We start from the raw sequence: 20,467 nt of genomic DNA, 5'->3' as shown, positions 1-20,467 counted from the left end.
ACTTTCATGCACCATAGAATAGGAAATGTAAAATGGTTTTATGCGATACAAAATGGTAAAGGATTTGAACATATGAAAAAATTAGTTATTGGAATATTAGCACATGTAGATGCTGGAAAGACAACTCTTTCAGAAAGTCTGTTGTATCTAAGCGGTAAAATCGGAAAGCTAGGCAGAGTAGACAATAAGGACGCATATTTAGATACCTTTGAACTTGAGAGGGCTAGGGGAATCACGATTTTTTCAAAACAAGCAATGCTTGAATTAAATGGAATGCAAGTTACGTTACTTGATACGCCTGGGCATGTAGATTTTTCTGCGGAAATGGAGAGGACACTTTCTGTACTTGATTATGCAATTCTAGTGATTAGTGGTGCGGATGGAGTACAAGGACATACTAAGACACTTTGGAGGCTTCTTAAGTTCTATCACATACCAGTGTTTTTATTTATCAATAAGATGGATCAATTGGGAACGAATCGTACCGCTTTACTGAATCAGATTAAAACGCAGCTAGATGACGGTTGTATAGATTTTAGTCAGGAGATGGGAGAAGAATTTAAGGAACAGCTTGCCATGTGCGAGGAAGAAATGATGGAAGCATTTTTAGAACATGGAAGTATTGAAGAAGAGCAGATAAAAAAAGCTATAAAAATGCGCAAAGTCTTTCCATGTTATTTTGGTTCGGCTCTTAAATTAGAGGGTATCGATGCTTTTATGGAAGGAATAACAAAATATGTAACCATCCCAAGTTATCCAGAGGAGTTTGGAGCAAAAATATTTAAGATAGCAAGGGATGAGCAAGGAAATAGACTCACTTATATGAAGATAACAGGTGGGACATTAAAGGTAAAAGACGTACTAAGCAATCATGATTGGGAAGAAAAAGTAAATCAAATCCGTATTTATTCGGGGCAAAAGTATGAGGCAATTGGACAAGTAGGTGCAGGAACAGTCTGTTGCGTCATAGGATTATCCAAAACAAAGGCAGGAGAAGGGCTAGGAATTGAAAAGGTATCAGAATTACCTATATTGGAACCAGTTTTATCCTATCGGGTGATTCTACCAAGTGGATGTGATCCAAGAGTCATACTTCCAAAGCTAAGGCAAATTGAAGAAGAAGAACCACTTCTTCATATCGTCTGGGAGGAACAATTACAAGAAATCAAAGTGCAGATTATGGGTGAAGTACAAACTGAGATTCTAAGGAGTCTTGTAGAAAGTCGCTATGGCATTACCATAGATTTTGATGAAGGAAGAATTGTTTATAAAGAAACCATTCAAGATACGGTGGAAGGCGTTGGTCATTTTGAACCTCTTCGCCATTATGCAGAGGTTCATTTGCTTCTTGAGCCAGGAGAACCTGGTAGCGGCTTACAATTTGATACAGATTGTAGTGAAGATATTTTGGGGAAAAGCTGGCAAAAGCTAATACTAACACATCTAGAGGAAAAGGCACATAAAGGAGTTTTAACAGGCTCTGATATTACTGATATAAGAATTACGTTAGTCTCTGGACGGGCACACAACAAACATACAGAAGGCGGAGACTTTAGAGAAGCTACTTACCGCGCCGTAAGACAAGGATTAAAAGAAGCAAAATCCATTCTGCTAGAGCCTTATTATTCCTTTCAACTTGAACTACCTAAAAATATGGTAGGAAGAGCCATGACAGACATTGAGAAAAGATATGGAACAAGTGAAATTCATCAGACAAATGAAGAGACTAGCGTTTTGATAGGAACTGCCCCCGTCATTACCATGCAAAACTATCAAAAAGAAGTAATGGCTTATACAAAGGGGCAAGGAAAGTTATTTTGTAGTCTGAAAGGATATGAACCTTGTCATAATGAAGCTCAAGTGATAGAAAACATAGGATATGACTCTGAATTAGACTTATTAAACCCTACTGGTTCCGTGTTTTGTGCACATGGCTCTGGTTTTTTAGTAAAATGGAATGAAGTAAAAAACTACATGCATGTGGAAAGCTATCAAAAAAATAAGAAAGAAAGTTTGAATGAAGTAATACAAAATAACCCAAAGCCAGTGACGGAAGAAACTTGGGTAACAACAGAAGAAATCGATCAGATTATACAAAGTACCTTTTATAAAAATCAAGGAAAAAAGTCAGTTTGGAAAAGAGAAAAAACAGCTCGTCAAAGTTATTATGAATCCATATCAGGTAAAAGCAAAGCTCCAGAAAAAAAAGAGGAATACCTCTTAGTAGACGGGTATAATATAATATTTGCATGGCCTGAACTGCAAATACTTGCAAAGGACAACATGGATGCAGCAAGATCAAAGCTTATGGATATACTAAGTAATTATCAGGCAATTAGGCAGTGTAAAATCATTGCAGTATTTGATGCATATCGAGTGCAAGGACATGCAGAAGAAATAATAAGCTATCATAATATTTATATGGTATATACAAAGGAAGCACAAACAGCGGACCAATACATTGAAAGATTTGCACATGACAATAAGAATAAACTTAAGGTTGTAGTAGCGACCAGTGATGGACTTTCACAAATTATTATTCGAGGTGCAGGAAGTGAACTTTTATCCGCTAGAGAGCTAAAAGAAGAAATTGACAGAGCAAATGAAACGACAAAACAAGTATATACAGATAAACAAGAGAAAAATAAGAATTATATAATGGATAATCTTTCTCAGGAAGCTTTGCAAACCTTACATGACTTTAGTGAATGAGTGATTCGTATTGATTCTTTTTATGTAATAACCTAAGAAAATATTAAAGTCAATGTAACAATTGTTACGGAATTTACAGTTGTATTTTGTTATGATAGAATACAGCTAGTCAAATATTTAGGAGGTAATCATTATGAATCCATATTTTTCTCTTTCAGATAAAGTTTACAATATTACAGAAAAGTATCCAGAATTAATTGATTTACTTGCATCAAATGGTTTTGAAAACTTACGAAATGAAATGATGCGTAAAACTTTGGGTAAGACAATTTCCATTGAAACAGCACTGTTAAGTAAAAAAATTGATCCAGCTTTGTTTGAAAAACAAATGATTGAAATGATTGAAAGAACAAGACCATCCCTTTCTACAGGATTAAGTGATGCAAAGCATGAAGGGGGAGGCGAAATCAAGGTAGAGGGCGTATTACCATGCCCAATTCGTGTTCCGCTATTGGAAAAACTAGAACAATGGATTTCGAAGCAATCCATTACAATTGATTATGATTTAAAAGCAGCAAGTATGGGAGTTGATTGGATAAAGGAAAGACTTCAATCATCTGAGGATGATTCTGTACTTTCTGATGTATTTTTATCAGCAGGCTTTGACTTGTTCTTTGATAAAAATCTTATGGGTAAGTTTAAAGAATCTGACGCATTTATCGACATATCTGGTCTTAAGTCTCTTCATTCAGATTTTGATAATGAATCGATTGACTTAAAAGATCCAAAGGGTCAATATAGTGTGATTGGTGTTGTACCAGCCATCTTTATGGTGAATAAATCCTTACTAGGTGATCGTCCATTTCCTAAAAGTTGGGCAGATTTATTAAAGCCAGAATTTGAAAATACAATTGCGCTTCCAATGAAAGATTTGGATTTGCTTAACGCAGTTTTATTAAATATTTATAAAAACCATGGCGAGGACGGAGTTAGAAAGCTTGGAAGAGGACTTTTAACAAATATGCATCCAGCACAGATGGTAAAATCTCATATAAAGAAAAAAGAAAATGCAATGCCTGTAATTAGTGTTATGCCTTATTTCTTTACTCAAATGATTGGTGATAATAGTCCGTTTACACCAGTTTGGCCAGAAGACGGAGCCATTATAAGTCCTATTTTCCTTTTGACAAAAGCGAAGACGAAGGAAAAAACAAAGGCCTTTGTAGACTTTATGTTCTCAAAGGAAGTAGGAGAGCTTATGAGTGCGAATGGTAAGTTTCCTTCTACACACCCAGATGTGGACAATCAATTAACAAAGGATCAGACCTTTATGTGGCTTGGATGGGACTATATTAACACACATGATATAGGAAGTTTGCTAATTGAAACAGAGAAGATGTTTTATGATGCAAAGGAAGGTGATATTTTATGAACCTAACCATATTTTCAGGACCGCCTTCCTCTGGTAAAACGTCAGTAATTCTTAAAGCAATTGCATCGTTTCAACAAAGAAATATTGCGGTTGGCGTAGTTAAGTTTGACTGTCTTTATACCGATGATGATGCGTTATATGAAAAAGCAGGAGTCCCAGTTAAAAAAGGATTATCAGGTGCTTTGTGCCCCGATCACTTTTTTGCTTCTAATATAGAAGACGTTGTACGTTGGGGAAAGGAAAAAAATCTTGATTTGCTTATTACTGAATCGGCAGGACTTTGTAATCGGTGTTCACCTTATATCGCAGACATTAAGGGGGTATGTGTCATTGATAATCTTTCCGGTATTAATACTCCTAAAAAAATTGGTCCAATGCTAAAGGCGGCAGATTTAGTAGTTATAACAAAGGGCGACATTGTATCGCAAGCAGAACGTGAGGTTTTTGCTTCCAGAGTAGGATCTGTAAATCCAAAGGCTAATATATTGCATGTAAATGGATTAACAGGGCAAGGGGCCTTTGAGCTTAGTACATTAATTTATGATGAAAAGGAAGACATTAGCAGTGTACAGGGGATGAAACTTCGTTTTCCAATGCCAGCAGCTATGTGTTCTTATTGCTTAGGTGAAACACGTATTGGAGAAAGCTATCAACTAGGAAACGTGAAAAAAATAGAATTAGGGGAGGAGAAATAATGAAGAATTTAACTCTTTCTCAATTATTAATAAAGTATCCATTTATAACTGATTATTTTGAACAGAATAATTTAGAGATTGCAGGTTATGAAAACGGAACATTTGAGGAATATCTAAGACATTTTACCAGAGAACAAATTGAAGATAAGGCATTAGATATTGAGAGGCTTTCTTCGGATCTTTGGATATTCATTGAACAGATGGAATCGTTTTTGGGAATTGAAAAGGAAAACGAAGTACGTTCTTTAACCATATTACCTGGAAAGGATAAGTATGGAAACCCAGAGCAATTTGAAAAACTAACCATCTTACCATCCCAGATTATTTCAATTGTAGGGCCGACAGGTTCAGGCAAAAGTCGTCTTCTAGCTGATATTGAATGGACAGCAAATGCAGATACTCCAACAGGAAGAAGTATACTCATTAACGATCAAGAGCCTGACAGAAAATGGAGATATTCTTCAAATAATAAGTTAGTTGCCCAACTTTCACAAAATATGAACTTTGTTATGGATTTAAGTGTAAAAGAATTCATTGAGATGCATGCACAAAGTCGTATGATTAGCAATCCAGAGGAAGTGGCAAACAAAATCATAGAAGCGGCAAATAAGCTTGCTGGTGAGAATTTTACCATTGATACTCCAATTACTAGTTTAAGTGGTGGTCAATCAAGAGCTTTAATGATTGCAGACACTGCTATTTTAAGTACCTCTCCAATTGTATTGATTGATGAAATTGAGAATGCAGGTATTGATCGACAAAAAGCTTTAGAATTATTAGTTTCTGAAGAAAAGATTGTGTTAATGGCAACGCATGACCCACTTCTAGCATTGATTGCAGACAAACGAATTGTGATTAAGAATGGCGGAATACATGCGGTATTAGAAACCAGCCAAGAAGAAAAGAATCTTTTGAATGATTTTGATAAAATTGATTCTGTTATGAGAAATGCTCGTCAAAAACTAAGAGCGGGAGAAATCCTTAAAAAGGATGAACTGTTTTAATAAAGTAGAAAAAATGTAGATGAAAGGGTGTCGATTGTATCGATGCCCTAAACAAGTTACAGATAATATTTATTTGTTGCATAAGATGACTAAAGAATTAGATGAGATGATTTCTATGTTTGCTGTTTAAAAAGATTACCCCTACTACGTATCAATCAAAGTAGTAGGGGTGAATTAATCTCTAAGATAGAGTTTTATTTATCATATAATTCTCGAACCATTTGTGCTATAAGATGACTGGTTCCTTTTACTCCAAGTAAAGAAGAATCAATCATGAGATGCTTGTGTTTTGCATCATTTGGAAGATATCCTGCATATTTCTTGTGATAGGTATTTCTTGCTTTATCTACGGAGGCAATCATTTTTTTGGCTTCCGATTTTGACATACCTAGAATATTAACACAATTCTCAAGGCGCTTTTCATATGGCGCATAAATAAATATATTAATATTATCCTCACGATGCTCTAATAAATAGTCCGAGCATCTACCCACAAGAATACAACTTGATTTGGATGCAAGATCTAAAATAATATTCTTTTGGGTATCAAAGATAATATCTTGCATATATTCTTCGTCTGTACCGAGTGGAAACATACGGGCAAGAAAAGAATGTTTTGATCTTTCCTCCTCGTTGCTAATCGTAGATACTGGCATATTAAGTTGCTTTGCAACTTTTTCTACAATATCACGGTCATAAAGTTCTACCCCTAATTCTTCGGCTAACTCCTTAGCGATAGAACGTCCAAGACTTCCAAATTCCCTTGTAATGGTAAGTGTAAATTTATTCATACTCTCACTCCTATTTATGCGGTTACCAGAGTTTTTTGATATCCTCTTACGACACAACTTATGGTAAAGCAGATAACAAAGTAACAAAGTGCTTCAAAGGCAAATAACATTAGCATGCCACGTACATCATAGATACTACCCATTACAACAGAGCTATTACGCATAAATTCAGCTACGTCAACCATTTTAAGGAAGGAAGTATCTTTGATAATTGTGATTACCTGGCTTAGTAATGCAGGAATTACTTTTTTATACATCTGTGGAAGTACTATGTACCATAAGGTTTGTGCAAAGTTAAATCCTTGTGACTGAGCTCCTTCAAACTGCCCCTTTGGAATTGAATTTAAACCGCCACGAAATATTTCTGACATAACAGCGCTTGTAAACAAAGTAATTGCAAAAACAGATACAAAAATTTTGTCGCCTTTGATTGTAAAGTAAATCCATAAAATCCATAATAGATTAGGGGTACATCTGAAAAACTCGGTATAAACTGCGACTATGGCTGCTACCCATTTCCATTTTCCAGTTGCATAGGTTCGAATCAGGGCAAGCAAAGTACCAAAAATGGTACTTAGTATGGTTGCACATAAGGCAATGATAACCGTCATTCTAAGTCCCTTCAGCATAAATAAAACATTAGCCGAAGTGAAAATCTGATTGAATATTTCTAGCATACGCCTTCCTCCTCAGCTAAATCTAATTTTTTTGCCACAGGTAGTCGCATCGAACGTATTTCAAGATAACGTGCCAATCTTGCCAAAGGAAAACAGATGATAAAGTATAATACTGCACTGGTAAAATAAGCCTGCGCAAAGTATCCTCTGTCAGCTCCCCAAGAATCTGTAAAGTACATCAAATCCATTCCAGCAACCATGGCTAAAATAGAAGTGTTCTTCACAAGATTGAGTGCCTGATTCGCAAGTGGTGGCATAATTATCTTAACGGTCTGAGGCAAAATAATATAGCGCATCGTTTGGATATAGGAAAAACCTTGCGATGACGCAGCTTCGGATTGACCTTTTGGTATCGCCTCGATACCAGTACGAATTACTTCAGATATATAAGCTCCATGATAAACGCCTACTCCGATTACACCCAGTATGAATTTAGGGATTCGAAAGCCAGAACTAGAAAACAGCATTGGAAGCACTGAATAATAACACATTACCTGTAATGCCAGAGGCGTATTCTGGATAAATTCTACGTAAATTCTTGATATAATCTGAAATGGCTTAAATTTCGCAGTAGAAAGTAAACCAAAGACGATTCCCAAACACAGAGCTGTTAAAAGTCCGACAATAGAAATCTTTAAGGTCATGAGAAACCCTGGTACATAATATTCAGGAAATGCATCTAATAAAGCATTCCACCGTTTTATATCCAATAGGCCTTTAATCATGTTGCTCCTCCTTCATGTATCGCTTCTTACTGTAATCCCCATTCATCCTGAAGTGTTTTTAAAGAGCCATCAGAAATCATTGAAGTTACTTTTTCTTCTACTAATGCAGCAAGACCAGTATTTTCTTTTGCGGATACTACACCATAATCTTGTTCTGCAAATCTGTCTTCTAAAATCATATTGCCATCATTTACATAGCCAGATAAAATTGCACGGTCTACACAAAATGCATCAATTTGCTTTGTAGAAAGCGCCTGTGCAAGTGCAGGATAACCGTCAAATTCCTGAAACTCTGCTTTTACATTATATCCTTTTTCTTCTACGTATGCCTTAAAACCTTCTTTTGAAGTTGCAGCTTGTGCTACACCGATTACTTTAGCGTCTAAGTCTTCAATGGATGCAATACCAGCATCTTTATTTACTAAAAGACCAACAGCATCTGTATAGTAAGGTGTAGAGAAATTATAAATTTCTTTTCTTTCCTCTGTGATGGTAAAGGTTGCAATTACAAGATCGATTTCACCATTTTCTAATAAAGGTCCTCTTGTTTTCGCAGTAACACCTTGGAATTCAACTAATTTTTTTTCTTTTGCTTCATCAGCGCTGACACCAAAGATGGATCCAGCTATTTCATAAGCTAAATCATCTTCAAAGCCTTCGTATTCACCAGTAGCAGTATTTTGCAGGCTAAATTTTGGAATGTCTGTTTTACATCCAACTTTTAATACGCCTCTGTCAATTATCTTTTGAACGTCAGCTGATACGCTGTCACCAGATTCAGTAGTGCCGTTTTCTGTTGTAGTTTGCTCGTTTGTCGTACCTGCGTCACTTGTTGTAGATTCCTTTGAACTGGAACCGCATGCTGCAAGTGTAGCTGCCATTGCCAGCATAAGAACAGTACTTAATAACTTTTTCTTCATATTTTGTTGCCTCCTCTTAATTGATTTATAATTAAACAAAATCTAATGAAGGATTTTGCTTAAAAACGCTTTGGTTCTTTCATGTTCTGGATTTTCAAAGAAATGCTGTGGTGTGCCTTCCTCTAAAATATAGCCTCCATCCATGAAAATAACACGATCGGCTACCTGCTTAGCAAAGCCCATCTCATGAGTAACACAAATCATGGTGATGTTTTCTTTTGCAAGCTCTACCATAACATTTAATACCTCTTGCACCATTTCAGGATCAAGTGCTGATGTTGGCTCATCAAAAAGAATAAGAGGCTGCTTTGTACAAAGTGCTCTTGCAATTGCAACACGTTGTTGTTGACCACCAGATAATTGCACTGGATAATTGCCCGCTTTCTCTTTTAAGCCTACTCGTTCCAGACAATTCATTGCATTTGAACGTGCTTCTGCCTTAGAGATACCTTGTAACTTCATTGGGGCAAGAGTAAGATTTTCTAATACGGTTAGGTGGGGATAGAGATTAAACTGCTGAAATACCATAGATGAATATTTTTTTGCCATTTCTAGATGATTTTTTTTGGTTACTTTTGTTCCGGCTATGGTTACGCTACCGCTAGTCGGCTCCTCAAGATAATTAATACAACGAATGAAGGTTGATTTACCTGAACCAGAAGGACCAATAATAACAAGCTTTTCTCCTTCTTTTACTGTCAGGCTGATATCCTTTAAAACCTCCAAATCACCGAAATTTTTTTTGAGATTTTCTACTTTTACCATGTCTGGCATAGGTCATGACCCCTCTCTGCTATTTGATTAAAAAAACACTTAAGAATATAATAATTCCTAAGCGTCTTTGCTTACATTTTATTAATGGTGTAATTATAAAAGGATTTATTTAAAAAGTCAAGTTTTAATCTCCTTTGAGCTTTTTAAAATTTATAGCAATATATCTGGAAAATATGAAGAAACTGATTTAAACTAATCTTAAAAACAAATTGAATCATAGAGGAGAAAAATGAAAAAGTGATATTTAATGGTGATAGAATTGTACTTAGAGAATGGAAAAAAGACGACTATGAATTGTTTCAAAGTATCTTTACCAATGAACAAATTATGCGATATGCTTACTTAGATTGTTTTGAATCCGAGGAAGAATTACAGCTTTATTTTAAGGAGGTATTGGAGAATACGGTATCAAAATTTCGAAAGGCTTATGAATACGCAGTTTTTTTAAAGTCTAACGATTCCTTTATTGGCTTTGCGGATATAGAGATTTATAAGAAAAATGAATTTGGAGGACATGGAGAAATTGGTTATTTCTTGCTTCCGCAATATTGGGGAAAAGGTTATGCAACAGAGATAGCCAAATTACTAATAGAGATTGGATTTTTGCACGTAGGCTTACATAGACTTTGTGCTAGTTGCCATATTGAGAACAAAAAATCAGAACATATTATGAAGAAGATAGGAATGAAAAAAGAAGGGCAAATAAGACAGGTGAGATTTAAAAATGGAACTTGGCATGATGAACTTCGTTATAGCATATTAAAAGAAGAGATTTAAGATAAAATTCTAAGTCTAATCTTGTCCGTTTTATCATATGATAGGGACAAGGAGGTAGACGGCATATGGATAATCGTATCGCATTAAAAGAAAATTATCTAAAGGATGATAGGAAGCAAGAATTCGAAGGATTAACAGAAGACGAAGTAAAAGCTTCCAGAGCAAAGTACGGAGAAAATCGCTTAAGCAAACAAAAAAGAAAAGGAATTTTCTTAAGCTTCTTAGAAAGCTTTGGAGATCCTATGATTAAAATATTGTTAATAGCACTTGCGATTAATGTTATTTTTCTATTCCATGAAGCAGACTGGTTTGAGTCAATTGGAATAGCTGTTGCAATTTTAATCGCCACAGTTGTATCAACGTTGTCTGAATATGGGAGTGAATCAGCATTTGAAAAGATTCAAGAAGAGGCTTCTAAAATAAGCTGTCGAGTTCAAAGAGCGCAAGGAATCAGACAAATACCAATGGAAGAAATTGTGGTAGGTGATTTGATTGTGCTTCAGTCAGGAGATCGCATTCCTGCGGATGGAATCATGGTTCGTGGTGGACTTGACGTAGATCAGTCCTCCATTAATGGAGAAAGTAAGGAAGCGAAGAAATTTCCTCAGTTATTTAATCATGAGGAGGAAGCAAAAAAAAGTGATTTTTTAAATCCAGCACTCCTTTTTTCTGGTACGGTTGTGTGCTCAGGTGAAGGCTTGATGCGAGTAACGCAAATCGGTGATGAAACTTTTTATGGAAAAATAGGGGCTGAATTACAAGAAGAAACAAGAGAAAGTCCATTAAAACTTCGTCTTCGAACACTGGCGGGCTCGATAGGAAAACTAGGTTATGCCGCAGCAGCATTTTCTGCTATTGCGTATTTGTTTAATCATATTGTAATTGATAATAATTTCAATATGAATTTGATTCTTAGCATGGTCACATCATTAAAACGTATGTTTCCAATTATTCTTCAAGCAGCCACATTGGCAGTTACGGTTATTGTAATGGCAGTACCAGAGGGACTACCGATGATGATTACCGTTGTATTATCTTCTAATATGAAGCGTATGCTTAAGGATCAGGTGTTGGTGAGAAAACTGGTTGGTATTGAAACAGCAGGTAGTCTTAATATTTTATTCACGGACAAAACAGGGACGTTAACAGGTGGCAAATTAACCGTTACTCATTTTATTTCAGGTTCGCTAAAAACATATGAAAAAGAAGAGTTCTATCAAAACAAAATGACATTATGGAACATAGTACGAGATAGTGTTATACATAACTGCTCTTCTTATTTAAGTGAAAAAACAGTCGTTGGAGGAAATGCGACTGACCGAGCCTTACTGGAGTTTGCAATACTAGAAGAAGGGCAAAGAAGAAATATAAAGAAACAAAATGTCATCCCTTTCTCAAGTGATTTAAAGTTCATGGCAACAACGTTAACAGGGGATTGGAAAACCACATTAATAAAGGGAGCGCCAGAAAAGATTCTTCCCTTTTGTAACAAATATTATGATGAATCAGGGAATGTGCGACCTTTTAACAATCGAATCAAAGCAGAGAAATTATTAAAAGAAATGACAAAAAAGGCTGTTAGAATTATTGCCATAGCAACAGCAGAAAAACCAGTTGATGTAAGTGAAGTAAAACGTAAAGGCTTTAGTAATCTAACCTTGGTTGGTTTGGTCGGCATACGAGACGACATAAGACCAGAAGCAATCGAAGGTATCAAACAGGTACAATCAGCTGGAATACAAGCGGTCATGATAACAGGAGATTCAAGAGAAACAGCCTATGCAATTGCCAAAGAATCGGGCCTAATAAAAAGTGAACATGATTTAGTCATTACATCGGATGAGTTATCTGCCATGTCAGATAACGTTCTTTCTGAGAAGTTAAGAGATTTACGAGTCGTATCAAGGGCACTTCCTTCGGATAAAAGCAGGTTAGTGCGAGTTGCACAAGCAAAAGGGCTTGTAGTTGGAATGACGGGAGATGGAGTGAATGATGCACCCGCTTTGAAGCAGGCAGATGTTGGGTTTTCCATGGGAAGTGGAACGGAAGTGGCAAAAGAGGCTGGAGATGTTGTGATTCTTGATGATAATTTCCTTTCAATTGCAAAAGCGGTATGTTATGGAAGAACAATTTTTAAAAGCATTCGCAAATTCATTATCTATCAGCTAAGCATTTGCATGTGTGCAGTAGGTGTTACCGTAATTGGTCCATTAGTTGGAGTGGATTTTCCAATTACAGTAATACAAATGCTTTGGATCAATATTGTTATGGATACCTTAGCAGGACTCGCCTTTAGCGGTGAAAAGGCAAGACTTAAGTACATGCAAGAACCGCCAAAATCAAGAGATGAGCCGATTATGAATGCTTATATGCTCAATCAGATTACTGTAAATAGCATATATGCAACCCTCTTGTGTCTTTTCTTCCTAAAAAATGATACCATAGCTAGGATTTTTAGTACCCATAGTGAAGTGTATAAGATGACGGCATTTTTTGGCTTGTTTATGTTTTCTGCTATATTTAGTAGCTTTTGTGCTCGAACTCATGAAGTCAATCTATTTGATTATCTATCAGCAAATAAACCATTTATATGGATTATGAGTGTTGTAACAGCGGTTCAAGTGGGGATTTTATATTTTGGTGGAAGTGTGTTTCGAACGGTTAAACTAGAGCTAAAGGATTTGATTTTGGTTATTGTTTTGGCAGTAACTGTAATTCCAATTGATCTTTTAAGAAAGCACTGGTTAAGCAGACATTCTGATTTGCAGGGAACGTAACGAAAAAGGCATCAATGATGTAGTGCCTATACAGTATTTAACACTACAGCGAAAGTGTATTCCGCTGTAGTGATTTAAATAAGAACACTTCATTCTCAATACGCTTGAAGCAATTTAAAAATTAGGCTTGATAAGCTTGATTTAGAGCCTGCAAAAAGTACTCTGGATTTTGTGCTCCAGAGACAGCATATTTGTTATCAATCACAAAATAAGGAACACTGTTAATTCCAAAACGAGAGGCTAATTGCTCGTCCTCATCGACTTGTTTATCAAAAGTTTCAGTTTCTAGTTTGATTTGCAAATCCTTAATGTCTAAACCAACTTCCTGTGATAGTTTTAGTAAAGTTTCTTTATCGCCAATATCCATACCTTCTTCAAAATATCCTTTAAAAAAGCGTTTTACCAATTCATTTCCCTTACCAACGCTTTTGGCATACTGTGATATTTGATGCGCAAGCCTTGTATTGTTTAACTTTAAAAGATCAAAACGATAGTCAAGCCCTACTTCACTTGCTGCCTGCACAATCCGATCATTGTTTTCTTTCGCACTCTCGTAAGAAATACCATATTTATCAGCAATGATTTGATGAATATCTTTTCCTTTATAATCAGTGTGATCCATATTTAATTCAAAGCTTTTAAACTCAACAACGACTTCGTCTTTATGAGGAAACTGTTCAAGCGCCATCTCAAATTTACGTTCTCCCAAATAACAAAAGGGGCAAACAAAATCAGACCAAACTTCTATTTTCATACAATCAACTCCTTTTATAATTTTATTATAAGTATTATTATAATGAAATAAAATAATTATGTCAAATTAAATTGATTAAAATTTATTGACGAATAGTAATTATATGAAAACACAACAAAAATTGACATGAACATATACCTATGTTATGGTGAATATGGAGTATAATTTATTAACATTAATATAGTAGGGGGGGATTTCGTGCATGAACATACATCAGATTGCAAATAATTTAAATATACTTGGAGATTATCTTGCACAAAGAGATATTGAAGTATTAACAAGTAATGCTTTGTATGAAACATATAAAATATCTCAAGTGGATCTTTTGATTTTATTTGGAGGAAGTATTCCTCATGGTTGCGATGTGGCGGCTGATGCGGTAAAAAGAGGGATTGCCAAAAGGTTTATGATTGTAGGAGGAGAAGGCCATACGACTCAAGGTTTAAGGGAGGCTGTTAACAGATTATATCCCAAAATCGATACAGAAAAGAAAAAAGAAACAGATATTATGAATGACTATATAAAAAGTAAATATGGTTTACATGATATCTTATTAGAAAGAGAGTCTACCAATTGTGGAAATAATGTGACTTATGCTCTTGAGGTAATAAAACAAAATAATCTTAATCCAAAGACATTATTATTAATTCAAGATTCTACTATGCAACGTAGAATGGATGCTGTATTTCGCAAACATATGATAGATCAAAAGCTGGAACTTGCTAACGTTATTAATTTTGCAGCATATCGAGTTAAAGTAAAGGTAATAGATGAAAAATTAACACTAGAACCATCTAATCTTTGGGGAATGTGGGACGTTGAAAGATATATAACGCTTTTAATGGGTGAAATTCCTAGGCTATCAGATAATAAAGAAGGCTATGGACCGATGGGAAAAGGTTTCATTGCTCATGTTGACATACCTTTACAGGTACAAGAGGCGTTTAACGAGTTAAAAAAAGATTATGGGGATTTTATTAGAATCGCACATTCGTAAAGAGTAAAAGAAAACAGGAGCTGATTCTAAGGCCAAAAGGTAAGGTAGATTGGCAAAATATATAATAACAGATATTTGTCTACTGGCAGAAATTAAGGGCGAGCGCTTTTGATTTCTGCTTTTATATTATAATCGATAAAATATAGGAAAAACACTTTATTTCTTTCTGAAAAAGTGGTATAGTAAATACAGAACAACACAAAACAACATAAAGCAAAACAAAAGACAGGTAAAATATAATCGAAACAGACTAAAAAACAAGAGTAATTGTAAAAAAAAGGAGAAGTTTATTATGACACAGGAAGCATTGGGAATGATTGAAACCAGAGGGTTAGTAGCATCCATTGAGGCAGCAGACGCTATGGTGAAAGCAGCAGATGTTAGATTGGTTGGAACAGAAAAGATTGGTTCAGGTCTTGTAACCATTATGGTTCGAGGCGATGTAGGAGCAGTAAAAGCAGCGGTTGAAGCTGGCGTAGCATCTGCATCCAGACTAGGTGAAGTGATTGCAACTCATGTGATTCCAAGACCACACATGGATGTGGAAAAGATTCTTCCACAGTCAAAATAATTGTCCTAGAATGAATACATGGAAGGTGCATAGCGATGAAGCAATCAAAGAGAATGAAAGTATTAAGCGATCGTCCAGTCAATAAGGACGGGTATATCAATGAATGGCCTGAAATGGGTTTTGTTGCCATGTCAAGTCCATATGATCCAAAGCCATCAATTAAAGTAAAAGATGGTCTTATTGTTGAGCTTGATGGTAAAAGTAGAGAAGAGTTTGATTTTATTGATCAGTTTATAGCGGATTATTCCATCGATGTTGCTAAGGCAGAACAATCTATGGCATTATCCTCTCTAGAAATAGCAAGGAAAATTGTAGATATACATGTATCCAGAAAAGAAATATTAGATATTGTGTCAGGAATTACACCAGCCAAAATGGTAGAAGTGATGAATCATTTGAATGTCGTAGAAATGATGATGGGAATGCAGAAAATGAGAGCGAGAAAGACTCCTGCCAACCAAGCTCATATTACGAATTTGAAAGATGATCCAGTACAGATTGCAGCCGATGCAGCAGAAGGGGCGCTACGAGGATTTCGAGAAGAAGAAACGACGGTTGGAATAGCCAGATATGCTCCATTTAATGCCATTGCCTTATTAATTGGTTCACAAATAGGACGAAAAGGTGTCCTAACTCAATGTGCAGTAGAAGAAGCAACAGAACTAGAACTTGGAATCAGAGGATTTACCACGTATGCCGAGACTCTTTCTGTGTATGGTACAGAAAAGGTATTTATTGATGGAGATGATACACCTTATTCCAAAGCATTTCTAGCATCCGCTTATGCATCCAGAGGCCTAAAAACAAGATTTACCTCTGGTTCAGGCTCAGAGGCATTGATGGGTAGTGCAGAAAAAAAATCGATGCTTTATTTAGAAGCCAGATGTTTGTATATGACAAAAGGTGCAGGTGCACAAGGCATACAAAATGGTTCTGTTAGTTGCATAGGAGTCACAGCAAGTGTACCATCTGGTATTCGAGAAGTGATAGGAGAAAATCTCGTTGCGGCGTTACTTGGACTAGAATGTGCTTCTTCCAATGACCAAAGCTTTTCTCATTCCGACATGAGAAGAACAGCCAGAACCATGCTTCAGTTTATGCCAGGAACCGATTTTATTTTTTCTGGTTATGCGGCTGAACCGAATTACGATAATTTATTCGCAGGCTCAAACTTTGATGCCGAAGATTTTGATGATTATAATGTACTCCAACGAGATATGCAAGTAGATGGCGGTCTTAAGCCTGTAAAGGAAGAAGATGTTATTCGAGTAAGAAATAAAGCGGCTAGAGCAATACAGGCAGTATTTTCTTATCTTGGACTTTCAAAGGTTACAGATGAACAAGTAGATGCAGTTACCTATGCACATGGAAGTAAAGATACGCCTTCTAGAGATGTGGTTGCTGATTTGATGGCAGTAGAAGATTTGATGAAGCGTAATATCACAGGAGTTGATATTGTAAAAGCTTTAGCGGAGACAGGCTTTGAAGATGTAGCAGAAAGTATATTAAGTATGCTAAAACAAAGAGTAGTAGGCGATTACATGCAAACTTCAGCCATATTAGACGAAGAATTTAAAGTGGTTTCGGCAGTTAACAAGCCTAACGATTATATGGGACCAGGCACTGGATATCGTGTGGATGGAGAAAGATGGGAAGAAATCAAAGCAATCCCAAATATTATAGATCCAAATAATTTTTAAGTTGAAATCCGAAAGGACGTGAAACAAATGCAGATAAATGAAGAATTGGTTGAGCAAATCGTAAGAGTTGTAAGTGAACAGTTAAATAAGAAACAAGGTATTACGATGACGGACCATGAAAGTAAGAAAATAAATTATGATAAGTATCCGATTGCCAATAAAGGAACCAATCCAAAAGAAGTAGTAATTGGAGTAGGACCTGCTTTTCAAACACAGATTAACAAGACAATCAATGGGTTAGAGCTTAACGAAGTGATAAAAACGATAAAGGCTGGAATTGAAGAAGAAGGAATGGTTCCACGTGTGATAAAGGTATTAAAGACTTCGGATGTTGGATTTATCGGGTTGGAAGCTGCCAAGTTAAGTGGCTCTGGGATTGGGATTGGTTTGCAATCAAAAGGGACAGCAGTAATCCACCAAAAAGACCTTTATCCCTTATCAAATCTAGAGCTTTTTCCTCAGGCACCACTTATGACCTTGGACAAATATCGTGCCATTGGAAAAAACGCAGCAAAATATGTAAAAGGTGATAAAGTATCTCCAATTGAAGGAGAAAATGATCCTATGGTAAGAGCAAAATATCAGGTAGTAGCGGCACTGATGCATATTAAAGAAACGGAATTGGTAGATACAAAACATTCTAGCATAGAATGGATGGAGGTATAGTACATGAGATATCCTTTAGGAGAAAATGAAAAAGACTCAATCCGTTCAAAAACAGGGAAAAGTTTGAGTCAGATTACGCTTGAGGAAATTAAAAAAGGGAATGTGACAGCAGACGATATCAAAATATCAAAAGAGATGCTTCATAAACAAGGAGAGGTAGCAAAAGAGGCAGGAAATCCAAAGCTTGCAGATAATTTTTTAAGAGCCTCCGAAATGGTAGATGTTCCAGATGAAGTATTACTTGAAATGTATAATAAGCTAAGACCGAATCGTTCGACTAAGCTTGAACTTGTTATGATGGCAAAAGAATTAACAGAAACTTACAAAGCATATCATTGTGCAAAGCTTGTTTTAGAAGCAGCCGAAATATATGAGAAAAGGGGAATCTTGCTTTGAAACTCATTGCAGGTGTAGACATTGGTAATTCCACAACAGAGGTCTGTATTGCGCAGATGGACAGCGAGGGTAGAATGCGATTCTTATCCTCTTCTTCTCGTGCAACTACAGGCACCAAAGGAACGATTGCCAATACGGCAGGTATCATAAATGGTTTGGAAGTGGCAATGGAAAGGATAGGAAAGAATGTAAAAGAACTTAGCCTAATCTGTATCAATGAAGCCGCTCCTGTTATTGGAGATACCGCCATGGAGACCATAACAGAAACTATTATAACGGAGTCTTCTATGATTGGACATAATCCCTCTACACCAGCAGGAGCAGGTCAGGCGACTGGAACTATACTATATATGCAACATTTAGAAGATGGTAAAACAGGTATTCCTTATATCGTTGTTGCTAGTTCAAAATATTCTTATGAATCCATTGCCGAAACCATCAATTCTTATGCGAAGAAACTTAGCATCGTAGGAATGATATTGCAGGCAGATGAAGCCGTATTAGTTGAGAACAGATTAGAGCAAAAGATTCCAATTGTGGATGAAGTAAAATATGTTGAAAAAATACCAGAAGGAATACAAGCAGCAATCGAAGTTGCACTTGTAGGACAAAGCATAAGAATGCTATCCAATCCATATGGTATCGCAACCTTATTAAAGCTTGATGCAAATGAAACAAAGAAGGTTACTCCAATTGCAAAAAGTCTAATAGGAAAGCAAAGTGCAGTTGTTATCAAAACTCCTTTTGAACATGTAAAAGAAAACAAATTACCAGCTGGAGAAATTTATTTTCTTGGAGATTCAAAAACTAGCGTGAATGTAGACGCTGGGGCTGATAAAATCATGGAAGTCTTAAGTCAAACTGGAAAGATAAACGATATCAGTGGACAGTCAGGTACAAACGTAGGAAATATGTTGCGTAACATAAAAAAAGGTATGGGGGAATTAACTAAGGAAGAAGCCAGTGAGATAAAAATCACCGATATTCTTGCAGTGGATACCTTAGCACCGGTACAAATCTTTGGAGCTTTAGCAGGTGAGACTTGTATGGAAAAGGCAGTTGGTGTTGCAGCCATGGTTAAGACAAAGCAACTTCCTATGGAAAAAATAGCAGAAGAACTTAAAAAACGCCTACATATTTATGTAAAAGTAGCAGGAGTCGAGGCTGTTATGGCATCTCTTGGTGCATTAACAACTCCAGGAACCAAGCTTCCTCTGGCAATCCTTGATTTAGGTGGTGGCTCTACTGATGCAGCCATTATTAATGAAAACGGTAGCGTGGTTACGACTCACAAAGCAGGTGCTGGAGAATTGGTTTCTATGCTGATACAGACAGAACTTTCCTTATCGACAAGGCATATTGCAGAAGAAATTAAAAAATATCCATTGGCTAAAGTAGAAAGTCTATATCATATGAGACTAGAAAATGGAGCCATCCACTTTTTTGAAGAACCAATTGAACCCAAATATTTTGGAAATGTAGTGTTGCTTCACCCAGATAAAATGATTATCTTGGAAGACGACATACCAATGGAAAAGATTGTCGCAGTTCGAAGAGAAGTGAAGAAGAAAGTATTTGTAAGGAATGCAATGAGAGCATTAATTGAAGTTGCACCAGAACATAATTTAAGAAACATTGAGAATGTTGTATTAGTAGGAGGATCAGCGCAAGACTTTGAGGTTCCTGAAATGCTTATGGAAGAGTTTGCAAACTATAAAATAGTATGTGGACGCGGAAATATCAGAGCGATAGAAGGTCCGAGAAATGCGGTTGCCACAGGTCTTGTTATGTCTTATATAGGTGAGCGCCATGATTAGAAATAAGCCCAGTATACACTTGTATCATAATGCAGGTGATGATAAACTAATCAAAGAAATATGTGCAGGTATGGAAGAAGAAGGTGTACCCTTTGAGATAAGTGCGTATACAGATTCTAACGTGGATTCGCTATGTTATGAAGCTTCAAAAACTTCTGTATTAGGTGTTGGGATTGGTATCATTGATTATCTAGTGGCGATTCAGATGAGTCCCTTACCTAAGGGCAAAAACTTGTTTCAAGTTAATCATCCAACCTCAATACAAGCAAGATTATTAGGAATGAATGCGGCAAGGGCAGTCAAAAGAATGCCCTTTAAACCAATATAGACGATAGAAAGTCA

The 20,467-nt window shown here is 36.2% G+C and carries 19 protein-coding genes; 13 read left to right on the top strand and 6 right to left on the bottom strand.

Going from position 1 to position 20,467, the window contains the following annotated elements; translation table 11 throughout:
• Nucleotides 1–72: 72 nt before the first annotated feature.
• The 4 genes from F7O84_RS10040 (at nt 73) to F7O84_RS10025 (ending at nt 5,783) form a co-directional block, all read left to right on the top strand.
• The gene (locus tag F7O84_RS10040) at nt 73–2,712 is read left to right on the top strand and encodes a translation factor GTPase family protein (protein WP_151144511.1); all 2,640 of its coding nucleotides are present in this window, start codon (nt 73–75) and stop codon (nt 2,710–2,712) included.
• Nucleotides 2,713–2,845: 133 nt separating this feature from the next.
• Entirely contained in the window at nt 2,846–4,084 is a 1,239-nt protein-coding gene (locus F7O84_RS10035; RefSeq protein WP_151144509.1) for an ABC transporter substrate-binding protein, read from the top strand.
• Entirely contained in the window at nt 4,081–4,779 is a 699-nt protein-coding gene (locus tag F7O84_RS10030; RefSeq protein ID WP_151144507.1) for a GTP-binding protein, read from the top strand. Before F7O84_RS10035 ends, F7O84_RS10030 begins: the two co-directional genes overlap by 4 nt.
• Nucleotides 4,779–5,783 carry an ATP-binding cassette domain-containing protein gene (locus tag F7O84_RS10025; RefSeq protein WP_151144505.1) on the top strand — a complete coding sequence of 335 codons (1,005 nt, stop codon included), beginning with the start codon at nt 4,779–4,781 and terminating at the stop codon, nt 5,781–5,783. The genes F7O84_RS10030 and F7O84_RS10025 overlap by 1 nt, the downstream gene beginning before the upstream one ends.
• A 194-nt stretch (nt 5,784–5,977) precedes the next feature.
• Here the strand turns inward: F7O84_RS10025 and F7O84_RS10020 are convergent, their stop codons facing one another.
• The 5 genes from F7O84_RS10020 to F7O84_RS10000 are packed head-to-tail and all read right to left on the bottom strand — an operon-like array spanning nt 5,978 to nt 9,670.
• Complete coding sequence (locus F7O84_RS10020; protein ID WP_151144503.1) at nt 5,978–6,574, bottom strand: cytidylate kinase-like family protein; 597 nt, start codon at nt 6,572–6,574, stop codon at nt 5,978–5,980.
• 14 nt (nt 6,575–6,588) lie between these two features.
• Complete coding sequence (locus tag F7O84_RS10015) at nt 6,589–7,251, bottom strand: amino acid ABC transporter permease (RefSeq protein WP_151144501.1); 663 nt, start codon at nt 7,249–7,251, stop codon at nt 6,589–6,591.
• Nucleotides 7,245–7,976, bottom strand: coding sequence for an amino acid ABC transporter permease (locus F7O84_RS10010; RefSeq protein WP_151144499.1), 732 nt, complete (start codon nt 7,974–7,976; stop codon nt 7,245–7,247). The genes F7O84_RS10015 and F7O84_RS10010 overlap by 7 nt, the downstream gene beginning before the upstream one ends.
• A gap of 26 nt (nt 7,977–8,002) precedes the next feature.
• A complete protein-coding gene (locus F7O84_RS10005; protein ID WP_151144497.1) occupies nt 8,003–8,896 on the bottom strand; it encodes a transporter substrate-binding domain-containing protein in 894 nt (297 codons plus the stop codon).
• A gap of 42 nt (nt 8,897–8,938) precedes the next feature.
• Nucleotides 8,939–9,670 carry an amino acid ABC transporter ATP-binding protein gene (locus F7O84_RS10000; RefSeq protein WP_151144495.1) on the bottom strand — a complete coding sequence of 244 codons (732 nt, stop codon included), beginning with the start codon at nt 9,668–9,670 and terminating at the stop codon, nt 8,939–8,941.
• Between the two features lie 237 nt (nt 9,671–9,907).
• Between F7O84_RS10000 and F7O84_RS09995 the strand changes: the two genes are divergently transcribed.
• Both F7O84_RS09995 and F7O84_RS09990 read left to right on the top strand, forming a co-directional pair.
• Nucleotides 9,908–10,447, top strand: coding sequence for a GNAT family N-acetyltransferase (locus tag F7O84_RS09995; protein WP_151144493.1), 540 nt, complete (start codon nt 9,908–9,910; stop codon nt 10,445–10,447).
• A gap of 65 nt (nt 10,448–10,512) precedes the next feature.
• A complete protein-coding gene (locus F7O84_RS09990; protein WP_151144490.1) occupies nt 10,513–13,224 on the top strand; it encodes a calcium-translocating P-type ATPase, PMCA-type in 2,712 nt (903 codons plus the stop codon).
• Nucleotides 13,225–13,345: 121 nt separating this feature from the next.
• Here the strand turns inward: F7O84_RS09990 and F7O84_RS09985 are convergent, their stop codons facing one another.
• Nucleotides 13,346–13,978 carry a DsbA family oxidoreductase gene (locus tag F7O84_RS09985; RefSeq protein ID WP_151144488.1) on the bottom strand — a complete coding sequence of 211 codons (633 nt, stop codon included), beginning with the start codon at nt 13,976–13,978 and terminating at the stop codon, nt 13,346–13,348.
• Nucleotides 13,979–14,180: 202 nt separating this feature from the next.
• Between F7O84_RS09985 and F7O84_RS09980 the strand changes: the two genes are divergently transcribed.
• The 7 genes from F7O84_RS09980 (at nt 14,181) to F7O84_RS09950 (ending at nt 20,453) form a co-directional block, all read left to right on the top strand.
• A complete protein-coding gene (locus F7O84_RS09980; protein ID WP_151144486.1) occupies nt 14,181–14,975 on the top strand; it encodes a YdcF family protein in 795 nt (264 codons plus the stop codon).
• A 292-nt stretch (nt 14,976–15,267) separates the two neighbouring features.
• A complete protein-coding gene (locus F7O84_RS09975; protein WP_151144484.1) occupies nt 15,268–15,546 on the top strand; it encodes a BMC domain-containing protein in 279 nt (92 codons plus the stop codon).
• 35 nt (nt 15,547–15,581) lie between these two features.
• Entirely contained in the window at nt 15,582–17,246 is a 1,665-nt protein-coding gene (locus tag F7O84_RS09970) for a propanediol/glycerol family dehydratase large subunit (protein WP_151144482.1), read from the top strand.
• 27 nt (nt 17,247–17,273) lie between these two features.
• Nucleotides 17,274–17,912, top strand: coding sequence for a propanediol/glycerol family dehydratase medium subunit (locus F7O84_RS09965; RefSeq protein WP_151144480.1), 639 nt, complete (start codon nt 17,274–17,276; stop codon nt 17,910–17,912).
• Between the two features lie 3 nt (nt 17,913–17,915).
• The gene (locus tag F7O84_RS09960) at nt 17,916–18,308 is read left to right on the top strand and encodes a diol dehydratase small subunit (protein ID WP_151144478.1); all 393 of its coding nucleotides are present in this window, start codon (nt 17,916–17,918) and stop codon (nt 18,306–18,308) included.
• A complete protein-coding gene (locus tag F7O84_RS09955; RefSeq protein ID WP_151144476.1) occupies nt 18,305–20,125 on the top strand; it encodes a diol dehydratase reactivase subunit alpha in 1,821 nt (606 codons plus the stop codon). Before F7O84_RS09960 ends, F7O84_RS09955 begins: the two co-directional genes overlap by 4 nt.
• Nucleotides 20,118–20,453, top strand: a complete 336-nt coding sequence (locus F7O84_RS09950; protein ID WP_151144474.1) for a glycerol dehydratase reactivase beta/small subunit family protein — start codon at nt 20,118–20,120, stop codon at nt 20,451–20,453. The genes F7O84_RS09955 and F7O84_RS09950 overlap by 8 nt, the downstream gene beginning before the upstream one ends.
• Nucleotides 20,454–20,467: the final 14 nt, after the last annotated feature.

The organism is Candidatus Galacturonatibacter soehngenii (genome assembly GCF_008830185.1).
Classification (GTDB): Bacteria; Bacillota; Clostridia; order Lachnospirales; family Lachnospiraceae; genus Lachnotalea; species Lachnotalea soehngenii.
This window is presented reverse-complemented; position numbering and strand designations above follow the sequence as displayed.